18 protein-coding genes are annotated in these 21,892 nt (G+C 67.2%); 10 read left to right on the top strand and 8 right to left on the bottom strand.

The genetic code is table 11. From position 1 onward, the window contains the following. The first annotated feature begins 202 nt into the window (after window positions 1-202). Window positions 203-802, top strand: coding sequence for an undecaprenyl-diphosphatase (locus tag TK49_RS01635; RefSeq protein WP_045785159.1), 600 nt, complete (start codon window positions 203-205; stop codon window positions 800-802). A 5-nt stretch (window positions 803-807) separates the two neighbouring features. Here TK49_RS01635 and TK49_RS01630 read toward each other — a convergent pair whose 3' ends face one another. Next, complete coding sequence (locus tag TK49_RS01630) at window positions 808-2,274, bottom strand: MFS transporter (protein WP_082076270.1); 1,467 nt, start codon at window positions 2,272-2,274, stop codon at window positions 808-810. Window positions 2,275-2,377: 103 nt separating this feature from the next. Here TK49_RS01630 and TK49_RS01625 point away from each other — a divergent pair, with 103 nt between their 5' ends. After that, on the top strand, window positions 2,378-2,986 hold the full coding sequence (locus TK49_RS01625; protein ID WP_045785157.1) for a TetR/AcrR family transcriptional regulator: 609 nt from the start codon (window positions 2,378-2,380) through the stop codon (window positions 2,984-2,986). Window positions 2,987-3,222: 236 nt separating this feature from the next. Continuing rightward, window positions 3,223-3,921, top strand: a complete 699-nt coding sequence (locus tag TK49_RS01620) for a response regulator (protein WP_045785156.1) — start codon at window positions 3,223-3,225, stop codon at window positions 3,919-3,921. Between the two features lie 123 nt (window positions 3,922-4,044). On the opposite strand, the gene TK49_RS01615 is transcribed toward TK49_RS01620, so the two are convergent. Further along, the gene (locus TK49_RS01615; protein ID WP_045785155.1) at window positions 4,045-4,533 is read right to left on the bottom strand and encodes a MarR family winged helix-turn-helix transcriptional regulator; all 489 of its coding nucleotides are present in this window, start codon (window positions 4,531-4,533) and stop codon (window positions 4,045-4,047) included. Window positions 4,534-4,830: 297 nt separating this feature from the next. On the opposite strand from TK49_RS01615, the gene TK49_RS01610 reads away from it, so the two are divergent. From TK49_RS01610 to TK49_RS01590, 5 genes are all read left to right on the top strand, one after another. After that, window positions 4,831-5,619, top strand: a complete 789-nt coding sequence (locus TK49_RS01610) for an SDR family NAD(P)-dependent oxidoreductase (RefSeq protein WP_045787687.1) — start codon at window positions 4,831-4,833, stop codon at window positions 5,617-5,619. Window positions 5,620-5,728: 109 nt separating this feature from the next. Beyond that, window positions 5,729-8,488 carry a bifunctional glycoside hydrolase/polysaccharide deacetylase family protein gene (locus TK49_RS01605; RefSeq protein WP_394372232.1) on the top strand — a complete coding sequence of 920 codons (2,760 nt, stop codon included), beginning with the start codon at window positions 5,729-5,731 and terminating at the stop codon, window positions 8,486-8,488. Window positions 8,489-8,619: 131 nt separating this feature from the next. Beyond that, window positions 8,620-10,608, top strand: a complete 1,989-nt coding sequence (locus TK49_RS01600; protein ID WP_045785153.1) for a methyl-accepting chemotaxis protein — start codon at window positions 8,620-8,622, stop codon at window positions 10,606-10,608. Between the two features lie 181 nt (window positions 10,609-10,789). Continuing rightward, window positions 10,790-11,374, top strand: a complete 585-nt coding sequence (locus TK49_RS01595; RefSeq protein WP_045785152.1) for a response regulator — start codon at window positions 10,790-10,792, stop codon at window positions 11,372-11,374. 397 nt (window positions 11,375-11,771) lie between these two features. Next, window positions 11,772-12,851: a porin gene (locus tag TK49_RS01590; protein ID WP_045785151.1), complete on the top strand. Its 1,080-nt coding sequence runs from the start codon at window positions 11,772-11,774 to the stop codon at window positions 12,849-12,851. 73 nt (window positions 12,852-12,924) lie between these two features. On the opposite strand, the gene TK49_RS01585 is transcribed toward TK49_RS01590, so the two are convergent. The 4 genes from TK49_RS01585 to TK49_RS01570 form a co-directional block, all read right to left on the bottom strand. After that, window positions 12,925-14,220 carry an ISL3 family transposase gene (locus TK49_RS01585; RefSeq protein WP_045218767.1) on the bottom strand — a complete coding sequence of 432 codons (1,296 nt, stop codon included), beginning with the start codon at window positions 14,218-14,220 and terminating at the stop codon, window positions 12,925-12,927. Between the two features lie 172 nt (window positions 14,221-14,392). Further along, window positions 14,393-15,247 carry a ferritin-like domain-containing protein gene (locus TK49_RS01580; RefSeq protein ID WP_233902652.1) on the bottom strand — a complete coding sequence of 285 codons (855 nt, stop codon included), beginning with the start codon at window positions 15,245-15,247 and terminating at the stop codon, window positions 14,393-14,395. A 141-nt stretch (window positions 15,248-15,388) separates the two neighbouring features. Next, window positions 15,389-16,636 (bottom strand): MFS transporter, encoded by a 1,248-nt coding sequence (locus TK49_RS01575; RefSeq protein ID WP_045787685.1) that lies wholly within the window; start codon window positions 16,634-16,636, stop codon window positions 15,389-15,391. 92 nt (window positions 16,637-16,728) lie between these two features. After that, window positions 16,729-17,424: a Crp/Fnr family transcriptional regulator gene (locus TK49_RS01570; protein ID WP_045785150.1), complete on the bottom strand. Its 696-nt coding sequence runs from the start codon at window positions 17,422-17,424 to the stop codon at window positions 16,729-16,731. 156 nt (window positions 17,425-17,580) lie between these two features. Between TK49_RS01570 and TK49_RS01565 the strand changes: the two genes are divergently transcribed. Beyond that, on the top strand, window positions 17,581-18,210 hold the full coding sequence (locus TK49_RS01565; protein WP_045785149.1) for an HD domain-containing protein: 630 nt from the start codon (window positions 17,581-17,583) through the stop codon (window positions 18,208-18,210). A gap of 9 nt (window positions 18,211-18,219) precedes the next feature. On the opposite strand, the gene TK49_RS01560 is transcribed toward TK49_RS01565, so the two are convergent. Beyond that, window positions 18,220-19,215, bottom strand: a complete 996-nt coding sequence (locus TK49_RS01560; RefSeq protein ID WP_045785148.1) for a 2-hydroxyacid dehydrogenase — start codon at window positions 19,213-19,215, stop codon at window positions 18,220-18,222. 59 nt (window positions 19,216-19,274) lie between these two features. After that, window positions 19,275-20,297, bottom strand: coding sequence for an alcohol dehydrogenase AdhP (adhP, locus tag TK49_RS01555; RefSeq protein WP_045785147.1), 1,023 nt, complete (start codon window positions 20,295-20,297; stop codon window positions 19,275-19,277). Window positions 20,298-20,444: 147 nt separating this feature from the next. Here adhP and sbcB point away from each other — a divergent pair, with 147 nt between their 5' ends. Next, on the top strand, window positions 20,445-21,884 hold the full coding sequence (sbcB, locus tag TK49_RS01550; RefSeq protein WP_045785146.1) for an exodeoxyribonuclease I: 1,440 nt from the start codon (window positions 20,445-20,447) through the stop codon (window positions 21,882-21,884). Window positions 21,885-21,892: the final 8 nt, after the last annotated feature.

The raw sequence follows: 21,892 nt of genomic DNA, 5'->3' as shown, positions 1-21,892 counted from the left end.
AGGCACGCGCCGGGGGGGGCGGAAAGCCCAGGCAGCAACACCAGAGTGGGCGAGCAGCCGCCATGCCGTGGCCGAATGGCCGGCCCGGCGTTGGTGCGTCCCGCCAATGAACGGGCCGGTTGGAAGGCATTTGAAGGGTACGTCCCGTACCGTGTTCGCCCAACCACGCTGTCGAATCACGCCCGTGCGCGGGCCGTGTTGTATGGAATCGCTCAATCACACGCTGTTTCTCTGGATCAACGCTGCGGCCGATCCGTCTCCTACCACCGTCTGGCTGGCCATGGCCTTTGCCGAATACGCGATCTGGCTGGCGCCGCTTGCCCTCGTGGCGGGCTGGCTGTGGGGTCAGCCCGCTACGCGCCGGCAGGCATTCCAGACCGGCATAGCTGCCGCGGTGGCGTTGCTGATCAACGCGGGCTTCGGCCTGCTGTGGTATCACCCCCGGCCTTTTGCCATTGGGCTGGGCACCAACCTGCTGCCCCACGTGGCGGATTCGTCCTTCCCGAGCGACCACCTGACGGCGCTGTGGACGGTGGCCTTCAGCCTGATGTGGAATGCACGCCTGCGCCGTGTGGGCGTGCTCCTGGCGTTGCTGGGTCTGCCGATGGCGTGGGCGCGCATCTACCTGGGTGTGCACTATCCGTTCGACATGCTGGGCGCTGGGGCCGTTTCCGCCTTCAGCGCGTGGCTGTGCAGCGGCCGCGTCGCACACACGCTCTCGGAGCCGCTGCACCGCCTGGGGCTGGCGGTGCACGGCGTGGTGCTCGCTCCGTGCGTACGGCGCGGGTGGGTGCGCAAGTAGGGCCGCTAGCCGTGCCGCCGCCACGCGCGCCAGAAGAAGACGAGCGCCAGCACCGTCGCCGCGACGTTGTAGAGCATCGCCAAGGCAAAGGCGTGGCCGTAGCGCGCAACATGAGCCGCGTGGGCGGCTGCGTCGGCGGTCTCGCTGCCATCATCGGCGCCCAGCAGCGAGAACAGCAGCACGCCCACCACCGTCACGCCCACCGCGTTGCCGACGGCTTGCATGGTCGTGACCGTGCCCGCGCCCATGCCGGCTTGCGCGGTTTCCACGGTGCTCAGGATCGTGTTGAGCGACAACGGAATCACCATGCCCTGTCCAAAGCCGCTGACGACGAGGGGCACGAGCAGCCACGCGTTGGCCGAACCGGTCTGCGCCATGGTGGCGAGCACCACGATGCCCACGGCAAAGAGCGCCATCCCGAGCAAGAGCGCGCGCTGCCCGATGCGTTCGGCCAGGCGGGGCGCAGTCAGCGAGCCGGCAAAGAATGCGATGGCCGCCGGCGTGAAGACCAGCCCGGCAGCCAGCGCCGTCAGGCCGCGCCCGAACTGCAGCAGGATCGTCAGGGCCAGGAAGTAGGAGCTGATCGCCGTGTAGAACAGGAAGATCGCCAGCACGCCGAGCACGAAGCTGCGGTTGCGGAAGAGCGCCATCTCGATGATGGGCACGCGGCCCGAGGCCGTCAGCGCCTCTTCCACGCGCACAAAGTGCCGGAACACCAGCAGCGACGCCAACGGCACGGCCCACGACCACCACGGCCAGCCGGACTCGCGGCCCTGCATGATCGGCACCAGCAGCATCGCCAGCCCCAGCGCGCCAACCAGCGCGCCATGCACATCGAGCCGCGCCGCCACCGGGGCGCGCGATTCGGCAACGAAGGCGCGCGCCGCCAGCAACGCCGCGATGCCGATCGGCACGTTGACGAGGAACACCGCGCGCCAGCCAGCCACATCGCCCAGCGGATGCGCGATCAGCCAGCCGCCGATGATCTGCGAGACCGACGCAGCCACGCCCTGCACGGCGCCCATGGTGCCGAACGCGCGCCGCCGCGCATCGCCGTCGAACAGCACGCGCAGCGACGCCATGACCTGCGGCATCAGGATGGCCGCCCCCAGGCCTTGGCCGACGCGCATGGCGATCAGCATCCACGGGCCCGTCGCCAGCCCGCACAGTGCCGAGGCAACCGTGAACAGCGCCATGCCCGCCATGAACATGCGCTTGCGCCCGAACAGGTCGCCCAGGCGCGCGCCGTTGAGCAGGAACACCGCATACGCGGCGCTGTAGCCGACCATCACGAGCTGGATCTCGGCAAAGCTGGCATGCAGCCCGTCGCGGATGTCCGGAATGGCCACGTTGACGATGAACAGGTCGAGAATGGTGACGAAGTTGCCGGTCAGCAGGGCGGCCAGGGCGGGCCACTGCCGCTTTGGCCGGGCGCCGGCGAGGGTGCCGGCCGAAAGGGAGTCCATTGACATGCGGGGATCTCGGTTATTAATATACGGTCGTACGTATACTAAGTTGCGGACGGCTTCCGTCAAGTGCCAATCGCTTGACCCCACGCATCGACAGGTTATTGCCATGAACGAAACCGACGGCCGCCGCGCGCGTGGCGAACGCGCGCGCGCGCAAGTGCTGGAACACGCCACCGCCATCGCCTCCACGGACGGCCTCGAGGGCCTGACCATCGGTCGTGTGGCCGCCGACGCAGGCGTCGGCAAGGGCAACATCCAGGTGCTCTTTGGCGACAAGGAAGCCCTGCAGCTCGCCACGCTCGATGCCGGGGTGGGCCCTTACCTCGCCACCGTGGTGGAGCCGGCCATGGCGCTGGAAAGCCCGCTCGCCCGGCTGCGCGCGCTCACCGACGGCTGGTTCGACTACGTGGCCAGCGGCCAATCGCCCGGCGGCTGCTTCGTCTGCGCCGCCAGCTACGAATACCGGGCGCGCCCGGGCCCGATCCAGGATCGCGTACGCCGTCACCGCGAGGCGGTGCGCGCGCGTTTTCGCGACACCATCGCTGCCGGCCAGGCCGCTGGCGAACTGCGGGCCGATCTCGACGTCGACCAGCTCATCTTCGAGATCGAATCGTTCCGCTCGAATGCCAACGTGGCGTTTCTGATGGGCGACATGGCCGTGTTCGAGCGGGCGCGGCGCAGCACCCGGGCGAGCATCGACGCGGCGGTCGCGTAGGCGGACGGGCGCGCCTCGCTTGCTGTCGTCACGCTTGGAATCAGTTCAGGCCGATTCGGTACCGGTCCCAAAGCCATTAATATGTGACTTTCCGACGGCACGGCCCCCGCACCCCGGCGATTTTGCCCGGCGGTGGCCTCCGATTTGTGCTTAAACGTTACCTGCGGCGCCATGTTCCGGCACCTTCTGCCGGCCGCCGCAGCTGTCCCAACATCAGCCGAAGAGGACCCGCCAACATGAACTGGACCGCGATCCGACCGATCCGCGTGGTCGTGCTAGACGACCATGCCGTCGTCCGTCACGGCACGGTTGCGCGTCTGACGCAGGAAGCGGACATCGAGATCACCGGCGTGTTCGAATCGGGCCGCGATCTGGTGCAGGCGCTCAAGCGCGGCGCCGCCGAGGCCGACGTCCTGCTGATGGACTACGCGCTCGGGCCGACCGAGATCGACGGCCTGAACCTGATCCGCCTGATCCGCGTGCGGTACCCGGATGTGAAGATCCTCGTCGCCTCGGCGCATCACAACAAGGCGACCGTCGGCATGGCGATGCATGCGGGCGCGCGCGGGTTTGTCGGCAAGGAAGAGGAACTGTCGGAACTGGTGGCGGCCATCCGCACCGTGGCGACGGGCGGCAAGCGGCTGAACGCCGCGCTGGCCGCCGAGATGGAAGGCGACGCGCTGGCCGACGCGCCCGCGGCGTCCGTCAAGACAGGCGACAAGCTGTCGCCGCTGGTCGACCGTCCTGAGCTGAGTCCGCGCGAGAGCGAAGTGCTGCGCTGTTGCCTCGCCGGCATGTCGGTGACGGACATTGCCGAGAAGTTCGCGCGCAGCATCAAGACGATCAGCTCGCAGAAGCAGTCGGCCTACCGCAAGCTGGGCATCCAGAACGACACCGAGCTCTTCAAGATCAAGCACGAGGTCCAAGGCCAGTGAGCGCACCGCCCGTGCGGGCCTGCGCAGCCTGGCGCAGGCGCTGACCGGCGCCGGCATCGCTGTCGCGCGCCGCGCGGTGCACGCGGGCGTCCCGATCGGCCGACCGGCCCCGCGGCGTCCCGCTCAAGCGTTGTGGAGCACCCGCAGCAGCAGGTTCTCCAGCTGCTTCACCTCGGCCTGCGAGAAGCCCCGCAGCAGGTGATTGAGCACGTCGATGATCAAGGGCTGGATTTCGGGGTACAGCGCGCGGCCCTGCTCGGTGAGCGAGACCACGACCGAACGCCGATCGGCGTCGCTCGGGGCGCGCTTGACGATGTTTTTCTTCTCGAGCCGGTCGATGAGCCGGGTCATCGCGCCTGGATCGTAGTGCAGCAGCCGTGACAGCTCGGCCGGGGTGCTGGCCAGGTCTTCGGCCAGGTAGACGACCACGGTCCACTGCGCCGCCGTCAGGTCCAGCGATGCGAGGGCACTGTCGATATGCGTGACCAGCGCATGCCGGACCCGATGCACGAGTCGGCCCACGTTGTTTTCCCGGTCCATGCTGTCAAGCTGGTAGGCGCCACCGGTGGCGCCACCTGCGGCAGCCTCAGGTGTCTGTACGTCGATGTTCATGGTGGTGCTCCCCGTTCTGCCGGTGATCCGGCTTGTAAGGCTTGCCGTCCGTGCCCTGCCTGTCTGCGCGTTCGCGCGGGCGTGCTTCATTGCACACTAATCGTCGCTTGCCCAGGCCGTCAAGCCGGGATCGACACCAACGCTCATCATCAAATCTGGTTGGATACCGCTGCAAAACGATTGCGGCTGCCCGGGGGTGGGGTGGTTCGTATCATGCTTGAAACGTCGCGGCTGCGCGTGGGTTGTCCGAAGTGGCGCGGCGTGCCTGTCCTCGTCCATCTTCCTGTTTTCAACGCCATGAACCTCCACCTTCAGAACAAGCTCGCTCTCGTATCCGGGTCCACCAAGGGCATCGGTCATGCCATCGCTGTAGCACTCGCGTCAGAGGGCGCCCGCGTGATCGTCAACGGGCGCACCGAGGCCTCCGTCGCCGATGCCATTGCACGCCTGCAGGCCGAGGTGCCCGGCGCGCAGGTCGAGGCGTTTGCCGGCGATCTGTCCAACCCGCTGCAGGCCGACGCGCTGGTGGGGCGCTTTCCGAAGGTCGACATCCTCGTCAACAACCTCGGCATCTTCGATCCGAAGCCGTTCGAAGAGATCGACGACGCCGAATGGCTGCGCTTCTTCAACGTCAACGTGATGAGCGGCGTGCGGCTGTCGCGCGCATACCTGCCCGCCATGCGTGCGCAGGATTGGGGCCGCATCGTCTTCATCAGCAGCGAAAGCGGCGTGCAGATTCCGGCCGAGATGGTCCATTACGGCGTGACCAAGACCGCGCTGCTGGGCCTCTCACGCGGACTGGCCGAGCTGTGCGCCGGCACCAACGTCACGGTGAATGCCGTGCTGCCGGGGCCCACGCGTTCCGAAGGCGTGGACGAATTCGTCGGCAAGCTCTCGGGCGGGCAGAGCTTCGAGGCGTTCGAGAAGACGTTCTTCGAGACCGCGCGGCCGACCTCGCTCATCAAGCGCTTTGCGACGACGCAGGAAGTCGCCAACCTCGTGGCCTATGTGGCAAGCCCGTTGTCCTCGGCGACCACGGGCGCTGCGCTGCGCGTCGATGGCGGCGTGGTCAAGTCGGCGTTCTAGGCACCGCGTCGGGCTGCATGCCGGGCCGCAAATGTTGCAATCGGCCGCGCGACCGCCACAATGCATCTTCGAGCAGCTTTTGAGGGTCCGGATGGAGCGCAGACACGCGGTGAAGGGTGATTGGCAGGGTTGGGAGGGTTGGCAACGGCGTTGCGTGGCGTGGCTCGCAACAGCCGCGTTGGGCATGTTGGGGGCGAGCGCATGGGCGCAGCCGGTGGCTTCAGCTTCCGAACCCGCCCCGCATATCGCGGTGTACTACGGCCGCGATGTGCCCGTGCCGGAATTGCAGGCGTTCGACTGGGTGGTGTTGGACCCGGCCAGCGCGGGTGACTTCAACCCCAAGCAGCCGTCGCCCACGCAATGGCTTGCGCGGGTCGACCTCCTGCCGCTGGCCGACGCAATGCGCGCCGCCGGCGCCCCGGACAGCGTTGTCGACACCGTCTTTGCGCCGCTGCTCGCGCAGGGCTACCACGGCTTCCTGCTGGATGGGCTCGACCGCCTCCAACGCTCCGCACCCGACGCCGGGCAAGCCGTGGCGGCGCTCGCGCAAGCGCTGCACCGGCGTGCACCGCACGCGAGGCTGCTGGCCGGGGGCACTGCGTGGCTGGATCAGATTGCGCCACAACTGGCGGGCGTGGTGACGCCAGGCCTGGTGCGTGAGCGTGCCGATGGCAGCGACGCGCTGCGCGATGTGGCGCCCGATGCGCGCGCCGCCCGCATTGCAACGCTGCGCAGCATCGCCGAGCAGTACCACCTGCCTGCGCTCGCGCTCGACTACTGCCCGAGCTATTCGCGCACCTGCCTGCGCGAGACCGCCAACGTTGCCCGCGCGGCCGGCGTGTCGAGCTATGCCACCACGCCGGGAGCAGACGCGGTCGGCATCGGCCGGCTCGAAGTGATGCCGCGTCGCGTGCTACTGGTCGAGCCGCAAGCGCCGGACACGAGCGCCAACACGCAGCCTTCGGTGCTGTATCTGGCCATGCCGCTGAACTATCTCGGCTACCGCGTCGAAGTGGCGGACGCCAACAAGCCCCTGCCGACCCTGACGCCGGACCGCTACGCGGGCGTCGTCACGTGGTTCGATACCAATGCCCCGCGCCCCGGCGCCTGGGCCGCCTGGCTCAAGCGGACCATCGGCGCCGGCATCCGGGTGGCGATGTTCAACCGCTTCGGCATGACGCTGGATGCCGCCATGGCCCAGACGCTCGGCCTGAAGACGGTGCCCGGTGCGCCGGCCGAAGCGATCTCGGTGGTGTCCCGCGACCCGATGGTCGGTTTCGAGCTGCAGCCGCACCCCGACCGGCGCCTGGCCGTGGGCGTGCAGGTCGACCCGGAGGTGCCGGGCATGCAATCGCTGCTGCGCCTGTCGGCCGGCAGCTATGTCTACGATGGGGCGGCCATCACGCCATGGGGCGGTTATGTGCTGCAGCCGTTCGGCGTCTTCCGCATGCCCGACGTGGATCAGGCGCGATGGGTGATCCAGCCGCTCGATTTCCTGCGGCGTGCGCTCGCGCTGCCCGCCATGCCCGTGCCCGACACCACCACCGAGAACGGCCGCCGCCTGATGACCGTGCATATCGACGGCGACGGGTTTGCCTCGCGCACCGAGTTTCCGCCGGGCGAGTTTTCGGGCCAGGCGCTGCTGCGCGAGATCCTGGCGCGCTACAAGGTGCCGACCACCGTGTCGGTCATCGAAGGGGAGGTGGCGGCCGACGGCATCTATCCGAAGCTCACGCCGCAGCTCGAGCCCATCGCACGCAGCCTCTTTGCGCAGCCGTATGTCGAGCTGGCCAGCCACACGTTCTCGCATCCGTTCAACTGGCTGCGCGTGGCGAATCCGCTCGAGCCGGGCGCCACCGCCACGGCCTCGGGCGCGGATGTCTTCACGCTCAACATCCCAAACTACCGGTTCGACCTGGACCGCGAGATTGCCGGCTCCATCAGCTACATCAACCGCCGTCTGGCGCCGGCGGACAAACGCGTCAAGGTGCTGCTCTGGAGCGGAAACGGGCAGGTGCCGCCCATCGCCGTGCAAAAGGCCAACGAGGCCGGCGTGCTGAACATGAACGGCGGCGACACCTACATCACGCGCTCCAACCCGAGCTGGACGGCGGTGGCGCCACTGGGTGTGGACAAGGGCAACGGCCTGTTCCAGGTGTTCGCGCCGCAGCAGAACGAGAACGTCTACACCAACCTCTGGCACGGCCCGTACTACGGCTTTGCGCGCGCCATCGAGACGTACGAGCTGACCGACAGGCCCTACCGATTCAAGCCGATCGGCATTTACTACCACATGTATTCAGGCACCAAGCTCGCCTCGCTGAATGCATTGCGCCAGGTGTACGACTGGGCGCTCGGGCAGCCGGTCATGCCGGTCTACGCGTCGGACTACATCCGCAAGGTGCTGGATTTCCGCGCGTTTTCCATCGCGCGGGACGGCGACGCCTGGGTCGTGCGCGGAGTGGGCGACCTGCGTACCGTGCGCTGGACCGGTACCGGCACGCCGCGTCTGTCCGACGCACGCGACGTGGCAGGCTATCGGCCTGGCCCGGGCGGCACGTATATCCACCTGGCCAGCGGTTCGGCGCGGTTCACGATCAGCGGCGCACCGGAGGCGCTGCCCTACGTGCGCGAGGCCAACGGCCGCCTGTCCAACTGGCAACGCGCGGCCGATGGCCGCTCGGTGGCGGTCGACGTGGCCGGTTATACGCGCCCGTTCATCCGCTTTGCCAACGCCGGGGGCTGCCGCGCGAGCGTGGACGGGCGGGACGCCGGCAGCGCGCCCGGCCCCGACTGGCGGATCGATCTCGGCCCGGGCCATGCCGCCGCGCCGAAACCCCAGCACGTGGAGCTGCACTGCGGCGGTTGACGGTGCGCAGCCGTCGCCGATGACCGCCCTCGGGTAGCAAAGCTCAACAAAGCGCAAAGAAAACGTTTGCGCTCAAGCTTTTCCTCGTTGATCCGTTGTTAACCCGACTGACGATCCCGAGGAAAAACAACATGCGAGCGTCTGCGCCCCTGTCTGCGTCTTCACAACCCGCCGCGAGCCTCGGCACCCGGCTGGCCCTCATCGGCCTGGCCGCGCTGGTGCTGGTCTTCGGCTTGTTCGCGTTTGCGATTTCGCAATCGAGCCTGCGTACGCTGGAGGCCAATGCGCAGTCGGCCATGCACGACCAGGAAGCCGCCATGCGCGACATGATCGGCCTGTTCGACGGCACCATGCGCACGGAAGCCGACCGCTTCCTGACGGCGTTCGCCGATGCCGCGCCCGGCCCGTACAGCGTCGATCCTGCCCAGACCGTGGAGATCGCCGGCAAGCCCACGCCCACGTTCAGGAGCGGCGACACGGTGCTGAACCTGAACTTCTCGGTGCCGGACAAGTTCTTCGCACGCACGGGGGGCACGATCGCCACCGTCTTTGCGCGCACGGGCGACGATTTCGTCCGCGTGACCACCTCGCTGAAAAAGGAAAACGGGGAGCGCGCCATCGGTACACTGCTCGACCGGGCACACCCGAGCTACAAGGCGCTGATGGCCGGCGAGCCGTTCCGCGGCCTGGCGTGGCTGTTTGGCGTGCCCTACATGAGCAAGTACGAGCCGGTGCGCGACGCCTCGGGCAAGGTCATCGGCGCGCTGTACGTGGGTGTGGACGTGCGCTCAGAACTGGCGCTGCTCAAGGACAAGATCCGCGCGCACGGGATCGGCAAGACGGGCGGCTACTTCGTCATCGACGGCAAGCCCGGCGCCGACCAGGGCAAGGTGCTCATCGACCGCAACCAGGCCCGCGAAGGCAAGAACCTGATCGACGTGAAGGACGCCGCCGGCCTGGCCTGGGTGCGCGAGATGATCGAGCGCAAGGAAGGCACGCTGCGCCATACGCTGCCCGATACCGAAGGCGGGCCCGCGCGCGAGCGCTTCACCGTCTTCACGCAGTATCCGGACTGGAAGCTGGTGATCGCCGGCACGGCGTATGTGGACGAGCTTGAAGCCGACCTCATCTCGGCGCGCAACCGGTTCCTGCTGCTCGGGCTGGCGCTGGGCGCGCTCCTCGCTGGCGGCCTCTACTGGATGTTGCGCCGCGCGGTAAGCGCGCCGCTGGCCGAAGTGGTGAACGTGGCCCAGCGCGTGGCCGCCGGCGACCTCACACACCGCCTGCCCACCGCGCGCCGCGACGAAATCGGCCAATTGATGCGCGCCATCAACGGCGTGGGCGATGGCCTGACGGGCATCGTCGACAAGGTGCGCGCGAGCGCCTCCACCATCGCCTCGAGCACCGGCCAGATCGCCGCCGGCAATGCGGATCTCTCCGCCCGCACCGAAGCCCAGGCCGGCAACCTCGAGCGCACGGCCTCCAGCATCGAAGAACTGGCCGCCACCGTACGCCAGAACGCCGACAGCGCCCAGCATGCCCACGACATGGTGCAAGCCGCCAGCGAAGCGGCGCGCATGGGCGGGCAGACGGTGGAGCGGCTGGTCGGCACCATGTCGGGCATTCACGCCACAGCGCAGAAGATTGCCGACATCACCGGCATCATCGACGGCATTGCCTTCCAGACCAACATCCTGGCGCTCAACGCCGCGGTCGAAGCGGCCCGCGCAGGCGAGCAGGGCCGCGGCTTCGCGGTGGTGGCTGGCGAAGTGCGCAGCCTCGCGCAGCGCAGCGCGGCCGCCGCCAAGGAGATCAAGGCGCTCATCAACCGCTCGGTCGAGGAAGTGCAATCGGGTAACGAGGCTGCCCGCGGCGCCGGCGAAGCGATGCAGGACATCGTCACGCGCGTCGAGCGCATTACCGGCCTGATGGGCGAGATCAGCCATGCCTCGCGCGAGCAGTCTCAGGGCATTGAAGAGGTCAACCGCGCCGTGACGTCGATGGACGAGGTGACGCAGCAGAACGCAGCGCTGGTGGAGGAGGCCGCCGCCGCCGCGGAAAGCCTGCGCCAGCAGGCGCAGGAGCTGCGCGGCGCGGTGGACGTGTTCCGCCTTGCCTGAAGCATAGGGTCGCGGCGTCTGTCACGTTGCGTTGCAATTAGCGAGAATCAGGCGCCCGATCGATGCAAACCTGTACGTGGCGGAACTGCAGCGCGGCAGGGGCGCTCGCAGCACGATATCCGCCGCTGTTTTTTGCAACAGAACGTGGCGGAAAGACGAACCCGCAAGCGCGCCACCGTTCATGTCCACCGCAGATTCCTCTTTCCATTCCGTCGTTGCCATCGACGATCACCCCATCGTCCTGGAATCCATTCACGCTCTGCTGGCCGGCTCGCCGCACCTGCGTCTCGTAGCCACTGCGGCGGATGGCGCCGAGGGTCTGCAGCTGATCCGGTCGGCGCGCCCCAAGCTCGCCATCGTCGACATCAACCTGCCGAGCCTCGACGGGCTTGAGCTCGTGCGGCGCGTGCGCGCCCAGCGGCACGACATCGGCCTGGTCGTCACGTCCGCTGACACGACGGGCCACGAGGCGCGGCTCGCGTTCCTCGCCGGGGCCAACGCCTATGTGCCGAAATCCGAAGCGACCTCCGTGCTGACCGCAGCGCTGCAGCTGGCCGCGCGCGGGTACCTGTCGTTCCCCCGTCCGGCCATCGGCGCGTCCGAAGGCTCGGGCCTCGATACGCTCACCAAACGCGAAATGCGCGTGAACCAGCTCCTGGCCGAGGGGTATCGGAACACGGAAATCGCCAGGCGCCTGGGCATCTCCCCGAAGACGGTGTCCACCTTCAAGCACCGGATTTCCCGCAAGATCGGACTGCCTGAGTGAGTGCTCCCAACGCTCAGCGCAGGCAAAAAAAAGAGGCCGCGGGTCGGCGGCCTCTTAAGGTCGATATGAAGCTGTGAAACTGTCATTCAAGCTTCGGCCGGAATCATAATCGAGAATTGCCGGCCCATTAGACTTTATTTTTCATCGTTTTTTTGATTACATTGCGCATATTCTGGATTACAGATCGTAAGGCATTGGATTTCACGCGTACAAGCGTGCCTTACGGTTTGGCTTCAGACAATGTAAGGTATTGATTTCAAAGAAAAAAATTTGCGTATTCATTTCGGTTTCGTATTTACCACAGCGTGATCGCTTTCAGTATCGCCCCCATTCCTTCGGCATACATAATTGCCACCCATCGCAATTCCCCGCGATAGTGTTTTTCAAGGAAAACGATATGAAGATCAAGCTGTTTGCGGCCGCTGCTGCCGCTCTGGTTTGCGCCGGCGCGTTCGCTCAATCGAGCGTGACGATGTACGGTGTGGTTGATGCCGGCGTTGAGTGGGTGAACAAGGCGCCGGGTAATGGCGGTTCTCGCGGTGCCGTGCAGTCGGGCGGCTTGTCCGGTTCGCGCTGGGGCCTGCGCGGCGCTGAAGACCTGGGCGGCGGCCTGAAGGGCATCTTCAACCTGGAAAGCGGTTTCAACCTGGACGACGGCAAGATGGGCGAGGGCGATCGCCTGTTCGGTCGTAACGCCTACGTCGGGCTGGAAGGCCAGTGGGGCCGACTGACCCTGGGGCGCCAGCAGACCCTGCTGTATGACTTCGGCCTGCAGTACGACCCGATGGCCGTTTCGCGCTATTCGCTGGCTTCGCAGGATGTCGCCATGGCGGGCCGCGCAGACAACGCGGTGAAATACGTCGGTACGTTCGCCGGCGTGACCGCGTCGGCGCTGTACTCGACGCGCAACGACGGCCAGGAGATCGCCGGCGCCAGCAAGCTGGGCCGCGAGTGGAGCCTGGGGCTGAATTACGCGATCGGCCCGTTCTCCGTGGGCGCCGTGTATGACCAGATGCGCGGGAACACGGACGTGCCGGCCGCCTACGGCATCGTCTCCGACCTCAAGGTGCAACGCGCGACGATCGGCGGTACCTACGTGTACGGCCCGGCCAAGCTGTTTGCGGGTTATCGCTGGCTCAACACGACGCACCCGCTGGCGTCCGAATCGGTGCTGCGTTCGAACCTGTACTGGCTGGGCGCCGGCTATCAGGCCACTCCGGCCCTGACGCTGACGGGTACGGCCTACTACCAGAACTTCAAGACCACCGGTGCAGGCAACCCGTGGCTGTTTGTCCTGAGCGGCGACTATGCGCTGTCCAAGCGCACCGACGCTTACCTGAATCTCGCCTACGCCAAGAACAGCAGCAATGCAGCCTTGCCGCTGGGCGTGGCCGGCCTGGGCGACGTCTTCACCAGCACGGACGGCAGCAGCAACAACCAGATGGGCGCCATGGTTGGTATCCGCCACAAGTTCTGATTGCGCTTGATCGGCTTGCAAAAAACCCGGGCACTGCCCGGCTCCATGTCGTTTCGTGTGGAAAGCAACACTGTCACTGGGGCATCGCCGGCGCGAACGGGCTGGCCGGCAGGTGCTTGAGCTTGGACATGCGCAGGTAGGCGATGGCGATGAAGTTCTGGCTCGTCCTGAAGCCGCGCGCGGCGCGCTTGGCCTGCTGCAGCAGCCCGTTCATCGCCTCGACGAAGGCGTTGCTGCGGTGATCGACCATGCCGCGCACCACCGCGTCGAACCGCTCCTTGAGCGTGGCGGCCAGCTTCTTGAACGGCTCGAGCCGACAGCGCCGCGCCCAGCTCAGCCAGGCCCTGAGGTCGGATGCGGCCTGTTCGATGCTGTTGTGCGCTGTGGCCCGCGCGTACACCTCGCGCAGCGCCATCTTCAGCCGCCACGCCCGCGCGCTTTTGAGCGTCGAGCGCTGCAGCCAGTGCATCGCCTGGATCTGGCGGGCGCTCCAGCTGCTGGGGTTGCGCCGCATGCCCCACAGCAGCTGCCTGAGCGTCTTACGCTGGCCAGTGCCCAGCGCGGCTCGCACCGCCTGCGCGTCGGTGGCCATCTCCGCGCGGCGCACCTGGTCCATCGCCTCGATGGCCATCGAGACGACGTGAAAGCGGTCGTAGCTGATCTGCGCCTCGGGCAGCGCCAGCGCCACGCCCTTGGCGTAGGCCGCGCTCATGTCCATGCACACGTGCCGCACCTGGGCGGGATCGCCGCCATGGGCCTTCAGATCCTCGGCGAACTCCACCACCGTGCGGTGCTCGCGCCCCTCGGTGGCGAACAGCAGCCGCTTGCGATCCAGGTCGTGCACGACGGTGATGTAGTGCTGCCCGCGCCGCAGGCTGGTCTCGTCGATGCCCACCGTGCGCACGCCGGAGAAGTCTTCCAGCGCACGCGCCTGCTCGACGTAGAACTCGATGCGCCGCCACAGCCGCTTGTCCTTGCAGCGCAGCAACTCGGCGGCCTGGCGCACCGGCAGGTCCAGGCACAAGGTCAGCGCCAGCGCTTCGAACGCCGCGGTGAAGCCCGAGCCCGGACGCGCCCAGGGCACGGCCACCTGCGTGGTCTTGCCGCAGGCACCGCAGGCCACGCGCGGCACGTCGCAGTGCAGCCAGGCCTCGAACTGGAAGAAGTCCAGGTGCCGCCAGGATCGGCGCAGCCGGTCGTGCACCGGTTGCGTGGCCGCACCGCATGCCGGGCAGGCGATCCTGCTGGTGTGGCAGCCGATCTCGAAGTCGATACGCCGCTTGGCGGTGTCGAGCCTGACGTCATCGACGACCCACGGCGGCTGCAAGCCCAGCGCGCTGGTGAACAGAGCTTCTACGGCAATGCCCATGGACTCATCCTCCTGCTCAAACCCGCCCGGTGGACATGTGCACAGGCCGACCAGCGGCCTGCACACATGCCCACCGGGCTCGACGACCAGGAGTCATTGTGAGTGTTGTGTTCCACACGAAATGACGAAGGACCCACTGCCCGGGTTTTTTCTTTGGCGTCCGAATTGCCGATCAGTGCAGCATGACGCGCCGCACCAGCGCGACCAGCGGCGGCCGGATCGAGCGCTCGAACCCCGGGCGCAGGCGCAGCGGCTTGAGCAGCATCTTGGCCGCCATGTCGATCGGCAGATGCGAGCGTACCAGCGCGCTCACACGCGAATTCAGGGCCCGCACATCGGCTTCGGGCACGTCTTCCTGGCCGCGTTCGATGCGCAGCACATTGCGCAGGGCGATCATCGAGTCTTCGTTCTTGATCTCACGCAGGCGCGAGGCGAGCGCCTTCAGTACGCGCGTGCGGCCGACGCCTTCGTATGCGTTGCATTCGTTGAAGAAGCGGAAGAAGTGCTTGTAATGCCGGACCTCGTCGGCGGAGATGCGGCTGGCCAGGTCGCGCAGCACGGGCTCGTCGGCATCGGCGGCGGCCTGGGCGATGGCGCGGTAGAACGTGGCGGTGCCGGTCTCGACCACGCAGCGCGCAACCATCTCCAGTGCCTGCGTGGGCTCGAAGTGGTCGACCGAGCAGGTGACCGAGTATTCCTCGAAGAAGCGCGCGTAGCCCCGCTCCCAGTCGAATTCGGGCCAGACCGTTTCGACGTAGCGGCGCAGCGCACGGCCGTGCTGGAGCTCTTCGCGCTCCCAATGGGAGATCAGCCAGTGCGCTGTTTCCGGGCGGTCGGCGTAGTACTGGGCGAGGTTGCCGGCGTAGAGATCGGAGCCGCTCTCGATGAACGAGGCACTGGCGACGAGGTAGAACAGCGTGCGGTTTTCCCGCACGCGTGCGACGTCGATGCTGTCGTAGGCGATCTCCTGGATCGTCCAGGGCAGCTGTCCACTCGCGGATTCGGTTTGTAGATGAACCTGTGACACGGCGCGTCCTCCGTTGGCGTGGCCGCAAAAAGCGGGCCGCCTCTAACGTGAGAATGAGACATCACGTACCAGGTTTCAAGACAGATTGGCTCGCGTAAAGGTTCCTGACAGCAATCTTCTGCGCGTCAAGTGGCGTCGAAGTTACGGCGATTGCGTCACGTCGCGACCGGGAAGCACCGTACGCGCGGGGCGACGCTGGGCCCGCCGCAGGCCATAGCTGAATGCCGCGAGTGCGACCAGCGCGGCTGCCACCATCGCCCACTCCACGGCGGCATAGCCTCCGGTGGCCTTCCACAGCAGCGCGCCGAGCCACGGCGCGCCGGCCTGTGCGAGCAGCACGGGCGTCATCATCAGCCCATTGAGCGTGGCGTACTGGTTGCGCGAGACCAGCTCCGGCATGGCGATCGCGCGGACCATGGTGTTGATGCCGTTGGCCGCGCCGTAGACGAGGGCGAAGCCGATCAGCAGCGGCCCGGTGGAGACGGCCAGCAGCACGAGGGCGAGGGCCATGGCGGCATACGTCCAGGGTGCGATGCGCACCGGCCGCGTGGAGTGCAGCCGCATCATGGCGAGGCGCCCGAGCACCTGCGCCGGGCCGATGAGGGCAGCGATCAGCAACTGGCGGCTGGTTGGCACGCCTTTTTCGGTCAGCAGCGGAATCAGGTGGGCCCCCAGTACGGTGGCGACCAGGCTCGTGGCCACGAACGCCAGGACCACCGCCCAGAACACCGGCATGTGCAGTGCCATGCGCCACGCCGATACATGGATCGGCGTGGTCGGATCCAGTGTCGTCGCGGCGTGGGCCGCCGGCCGCACGCGAAGCCGCGCGTGGATCGGCAGGCAGACCGCCACATGCGCCAGCGCAAACAGCTGCAGCGTGTGCCGCCAACCGATGGAGTTCACGCCCCACTGCGCAAGCGGGATGCAGATCGTGCTGGAGAACCCCGCAATCAGCGTGAGGCCGATGGTCGGGCGCTGATACGCATCGCCGAACGCCTGCCGCAGCACGACGAAGGCGGGGTCGTACAGCGTCGTGGCCATCGCGACCCCCATGGGCAGCCAGAGCAGCAGGAAGGCGGCCTCGCTGCCCACGAGCGACCACGCCAGCAGGCTTGCCGCCGCCAGCACCGTGCCGACGCCCATGACGCGCCGCGCCGGCCAGCGGTCCAGCATGCGCCCGACCCAGAACGAGCACAACGCCCACACCAGCAACCCCAGCGAGAAGCCGCCCGCCAGGAACGGCCGCGCCCAGCCGAGCGCGTCGTGCATCGGCGCCAGAAACACGGTGAACGTGAAATACAGCGTGCCCCACGAGACCGTTTGTGCGAGGCCGAGCAGCACGACAAGGCGCCGGCCTTCAGCCGAGGCCGGCGAGAGCATGGGGGGCATGGAGAAGACGCGTTGGCGCCGGACGAACGCCCGGCGTACGCGCATTCTAGCGACGCTGCTCCGATCGCGCGTGCCCCGTCGGCGGGGCATGCTCAGGCGTTGCCGCCGAACAGCCTGCGCAGTGCCGCCGTATCGACGAGCTCGACCGTCCGGTAGTGGCACCGCACCCATCCGGCACGCTGCCATGCCTGCAGGTACTTCGAGATCGTCTGCCGCGAGCGTGCCAGCATGCGCCCCAGTTCTTCGTTGCTGGCGGCTACGGTGCGGCCGTCGCCCGCCCGGGCGAGCTGCAGCAGGCGCTGGGCCAGGCGCGCATCGGCCGGCATCTCGCTGGCGCGCTCGAACTCGTCGAAGATCAGGCGGATGCGCTGGCAGAGCTGCTGCATCAGCGCCCACATGGCGGCCGGGTAGACGGATACCACCCGCGCAAATGCCGCGCTGCCGAGCAGGATCAGCGTGGTCGGCCCCTGGGCGTGCGCGCTGTGGGTGCGGCCGCCGCCGTCGATGAGGGCGATCTCGCCAAACCATTCGCCGGCGCGCAGCACGCCGTAGACGAGTTCGCTGCCGCCGCCGGTCGTGCGGCTGATGCGCACGCGGCCGCGCACGATCAGGAACATGCCCTGCGCCGGCCCGCCGTGCGGGTGGATGCATTCGCCGTCGGGGTAGGTGACGAGCCGGGTGGTGGGGGCGATCTCGGCCAGCAGTTCGGCCGGCGCATCGCGCAGCCAGCCCTGGGCCAGTTGGGCGGGCGTCGGCGCCGGAGCGGTATGGGAGACGTCTGCAGGCATGGCGGCATGGTGCAGCGATGGGCGACCGGCCCATTGTCAAGCGCTTGACAGTCTGCGTGCAAGCGCCGGGCACAGAATGGCCCTTCAGCCGCGCAAACGCCGTCCATACGACGCGGTACCCGACGCGACCATTCCGGCGACGAAGGAGACACCCCAATGACCGATCCCCAACACACCGCCCCGCGCGCGACGTTTTCCCATATGGAGCACGGCACGCGCGAAGACTGGGCCGCCATCTCGGCCGAGTTCATGCCCTATGCCCGCGCGCTGCCCGACCGGGTGCTCGCGCACCTGAAGCTGCTCGACGGCGATTGCGGCGGCTTCCCGATCGACCGTCTCGCGCATTCCCTGCAAACCGCCACGCTCGCCCACCGAGACGGCCGCGACGAGGAATACGTCGTCTGTGCGCTGTTGCACGACATTGGCGACACGCTGGGCAGCTTCAACCACCCGGACATCGCCGCGGCCATCCTCAAGCCGTTCGTGAGCCCGGAAAACCTGTGGATGATCGAGAAGCACGGCATCTTCCAGGGCTACTACTTCTTCCACCATCTCGGACTCGACCGCAACCTGCGCGAGCAGTACCGCAACCAGCCCGAGCTGTTCGAGCGCACCGCCGAGTTCTGCGCCAAATACGACGCCGCCGCCTTCATGCCCGACTACGACAACCTGCCGCTGTCGTTCTTCGAGCCGATGGTGCGGCGCGTGCTGGCCAAGCCACGCAACTCCATCTACGTGAAGGAAGGCGAGAGCGAACTGTCGCAGCCGAAAGCCGCGGCAGTGTGACGTGCCGGGCTAGGACCTCACCACATTGACGGGCGCGCCGGCCGCCCACGCCGCCACGTTGGCAAGCGTTGTGTCGGCAATGCCCGCCAGCGCCTCGCGCGTAAAGAACGCCTGATGCGCGGTGACGATGACGTTGGGAAAGCTCAGCAGGCGCGCCAGCACGTCGTCCTGCAGCACGTCGGCGGAGCGGTCTTCGAAGAACAGATCGGCCTCTTCTTCGTAGACGTCGAGCCCAAGGTGGCCGAGCTGGCCGCTCTTGAGCGCGTCGATCAGGGCGGGGCTGTCCACCAGCCCGCCGCGGCTCGTGTTGATGAGCATGGCGCCCGGCTTCATGCTGGCGAGCGCGCTGGCGTCGATGAGGTGGTGTGTGCCGGCGTTGAGCGGGCAATGCAGGCTGACGATATCGGCCTGCGCCAGCAATTCCGGCAGCGGCACGTAGCGCACGTCCAGCGCCGTCAGCGCCGCTTGCGGAAACGGATCGAATGCCAGCACGTGACAGCCGAAACCCGCCATGATGCGCGCGAACACCTGGCCGATCTGCCCCGTGCCGACGACGCCGACAGTCTTGCCGGCCAGGTCGAACCCCAGCAATCCGTCCAGCGAGAAATCGCCTTCGCGCGTGCGATTGCAGGCGCGGTGCAGCCGCCGGTTCAGCGTGAGGATCATGCCCACCGCGTGTTCGGCCACCGCGTGCGGCGAATACGCCGGCACGCGCACCACCGTCAGCCCCAGACGCTGTGCGGCCGCCAGGTCGACATGGTTGAAGCCCGCCGAGCGCAGCGCGATCAGCTGCGTGCCGCCCGCTGCCAGCGCCTCGAGCACTTCCGCATCGAGGCAATCATTCACGAACGGGCATACCACTTCAAAGCCGGCCGCGAGGGATGCCGTCTGCGCGTCGAGGTGCGCGCGCTGGAAGACGAGGTCGAAGCCGTGGCCGCCACGCGCGAGTGAGGCGCGGAAGCTGTCTTCGTCGTAACGGTGGCTGCTGAAAAAGAGAATGCGCATGGCGGTGGGGCAAGCGGACGTGATGCCTGCAGCTTACTCGCACCGCCGGGTGGCGGCGCTCAGAGCGTCAGGACGATGCGGCCATCTACCTTGCCGGCCTTCAGATCGGCGAACGCCTGGTTGATGTTGTCGAGCTTGTCGCGGTGAATGTGGGCGCGTACCAACCCCTCGGCGGCAAACTGCAGCGACTCCTGCAAGTCGCGCCGCGTGCCCACAATCGAGCCCCGCACGGTGATGCCGTTGAGCACCGTGGAGAAGATCGGCAGCGGAAAATCGCCCGGCGGCAGCCCGTTGAGCGAGATCGTCCCGCCGCGGCGCACCATGCCCAACGCTTGCGCAAAGGCGCTGCGTGACACCGCCGTCACCAGCACGCCGTGCACACCGCCGATCTCTTTCTGGATCACGGCCGCCGGGTCTTGCTGCGAGGCATCGACGGCGAGCTTGGCCCCCAGCTCGCGTGCCAGCGCCAGCTTGTCGGGCGCCACGTCGACGGCCACCACGTGCAGGCCCATCGCAATCGCGTATTGCACCGCCACGTGTCCCAGCCCGCCAATGCCGGAAATGGCGATCCACTGGCCGGGCCGCGTATCCGTCATGCGGATGCCCTTGTAGACCGTCACGCCCGCGCAGAGGATCGGTGCGATCTCTTCGAAGCTGACCTGCGCGGGCAGGTGGCCGACGTAGTTCGGGTCGGCCAGTACGTATTCGGCATAGCCGCCGTTGACGGAGTAGCCAGTGTTCTGCTGCTCGTGGCAGAGGGTTTCCCAGCCGCTCAGGCAATGCTCGCAGTGGCCGCAGGCGGTGTAGAGCCACGGCACACCCACGCGGTCGCCTTCCTTGACGGCGGTTACGCCTTCGCCCACGGCTGCCACATAACCCACGCCTTCGTGCCCGGGGATGAACGGCAGGCTGGGCTTGACGGGCCAGTCGCCCTCGGCGGCGTGCAAGTCTGTATGGCAGACGCCCGAGGCCGCGATCTTGACAAGAATCTGCCCGCGCCCAGGTGTGGGAACCTGCACTTCCTCAATGCGCAAGGGTTCACCAAACGCATGGACTACCGCGGCTTTCATCGACTGGGCCATGAGACATCTCCGGGTTGGGGGAGATACCAGTCTGGTCGACGCCTGCCCGATGCGGATTGATGTGAGTCAACCGCCAAGGAGGGCGAGCGGGATGGGCAACACTGTTAACATGCCGGCATCTTCAGTGTTTTCCAGCGAGCCGCTGCCTTGCCCGTCACTCCCACCTTTCTCTGGCACGACTACGAAACGTTCGGCGCCGTGCCGCGCCGTGATCGCCCCGCGCAGTTTGCCGGCATCCGCACCGATGCCGAGCTGAACGAGATCGGCGAGCCGGTCGAACTGTTCTGCCAGCCGTCCAACGACTGGCTGCCCGATCCGGTGTCGTGCCTCATCACCGGCATCACGCCACAGCAATGCGCCCGGCAAGGCATTCCGGAATACCGTTTCGCCCAGGCCATCGAGCGCGAACTCGGCACGCCCGGCACCATCGGCGTCGGCTACAACACCATCCGTTTCGACGATGAGGTGACGCGCCACCTGTTCTGGCGCAACCTGATCGACCCGTACGCGCGCGAGTGGCAGAACGAGTGCGGACGCTGGGATCTGCTCGATGTGGTCCGCACGACGTGGGCCCTGCGCCCGGAAGGCATTCAATGGCCGACGCACGAAGACGGCCGGCCGAGTTTCAAGCTGGAGCATCTGTCCAAGGCCAACGGCCTGGTGCACGAGGCGGCGCACGATGCGGTGTCCGACGTGCGCGCGACGATTGCGCTGGCGCGCCTGATTCGCAATGCGCAGCCGCGCCTGTTCGATTTCTGCCTGGCGCTGCGCAAGAAAGACCGCGTGGTGGCCGAGATTGGCGATGCGCCGCGGCCGTTGCTGCACATCTCCGGCATGTATGGCGTGGAGCGCGGCTGCATGGCGGTGGTGTGGCCGCTGGGTGGGCATCCGACCAACAAGAACGAACTGATCGTCTGGGATCTGGCGTTCGACCCGTCCGAGCTGTTCCACATGGATGTGGCGACGATCCGCGAGCGCATGTTCACGCGCACGGCCGATCTGGCCGAAGGCACCACGCGACTGCCGATCAAGTCGATCCATATCAACAAGTCGCCCATCGTCATCAGCAACATGAAGACGCTGCAGCCCGCGCAGGCAGAACGCTGGGGCATCGACTTCGCCACGATCGAACGCCACGCCGCCATCGCCCAAGGCGCGCCCGACATGCGCGAAACCTGGCGTCAGGTGTACGCCCGCGAACTGGAGCCGATCGAAGACGTCGACCAGAACCTCTACGGCGGATTCGTCGGCAACGACGACCGCCGCCTGCTCAACGAGTTGCGCACGCTCAGCGGCGAACAGCTCGCGCGCCTGCATGCGGAGTTTGCCGACGCGCGCCTGCCCGAACTGCTGTTCCATTACCGCGCACGCAACTTCCCTGACACGCTGAACGAAGAGGAATACGAGCAGTGGGAGCAGTTGCGCGCCGAGCGGCTGTTCGAAGGCCGTGACGGCTACATGACCTTCGAAATGTTCGGCGAGCGGCTTCAACAGTTGGGCGCGGAAGCGGCAGAGAACGGCGACACGCGTGCGCAGGGCATCCTGCAGGATCTGTACGACTACGCGCAGCAGATCGTGCCGGGCTGACGAAGCCG

It is taken from the genome of Ralstonia mannitolilytica (assembly GCF_000954135.1).
Classification (GTDB): domain Bacteria; phylum Pseudomonadota; class Gammaproteobacteria; order Burkholderiales; family Burkholderiaceae; genus Ralstonia; species Ralstonia mannitolilytica.
The sequence above is the reverse complement of the archived record's forward strand: the minus strand, read 5'-3'. Positions and strand labels throughout refer to the sequence as shown.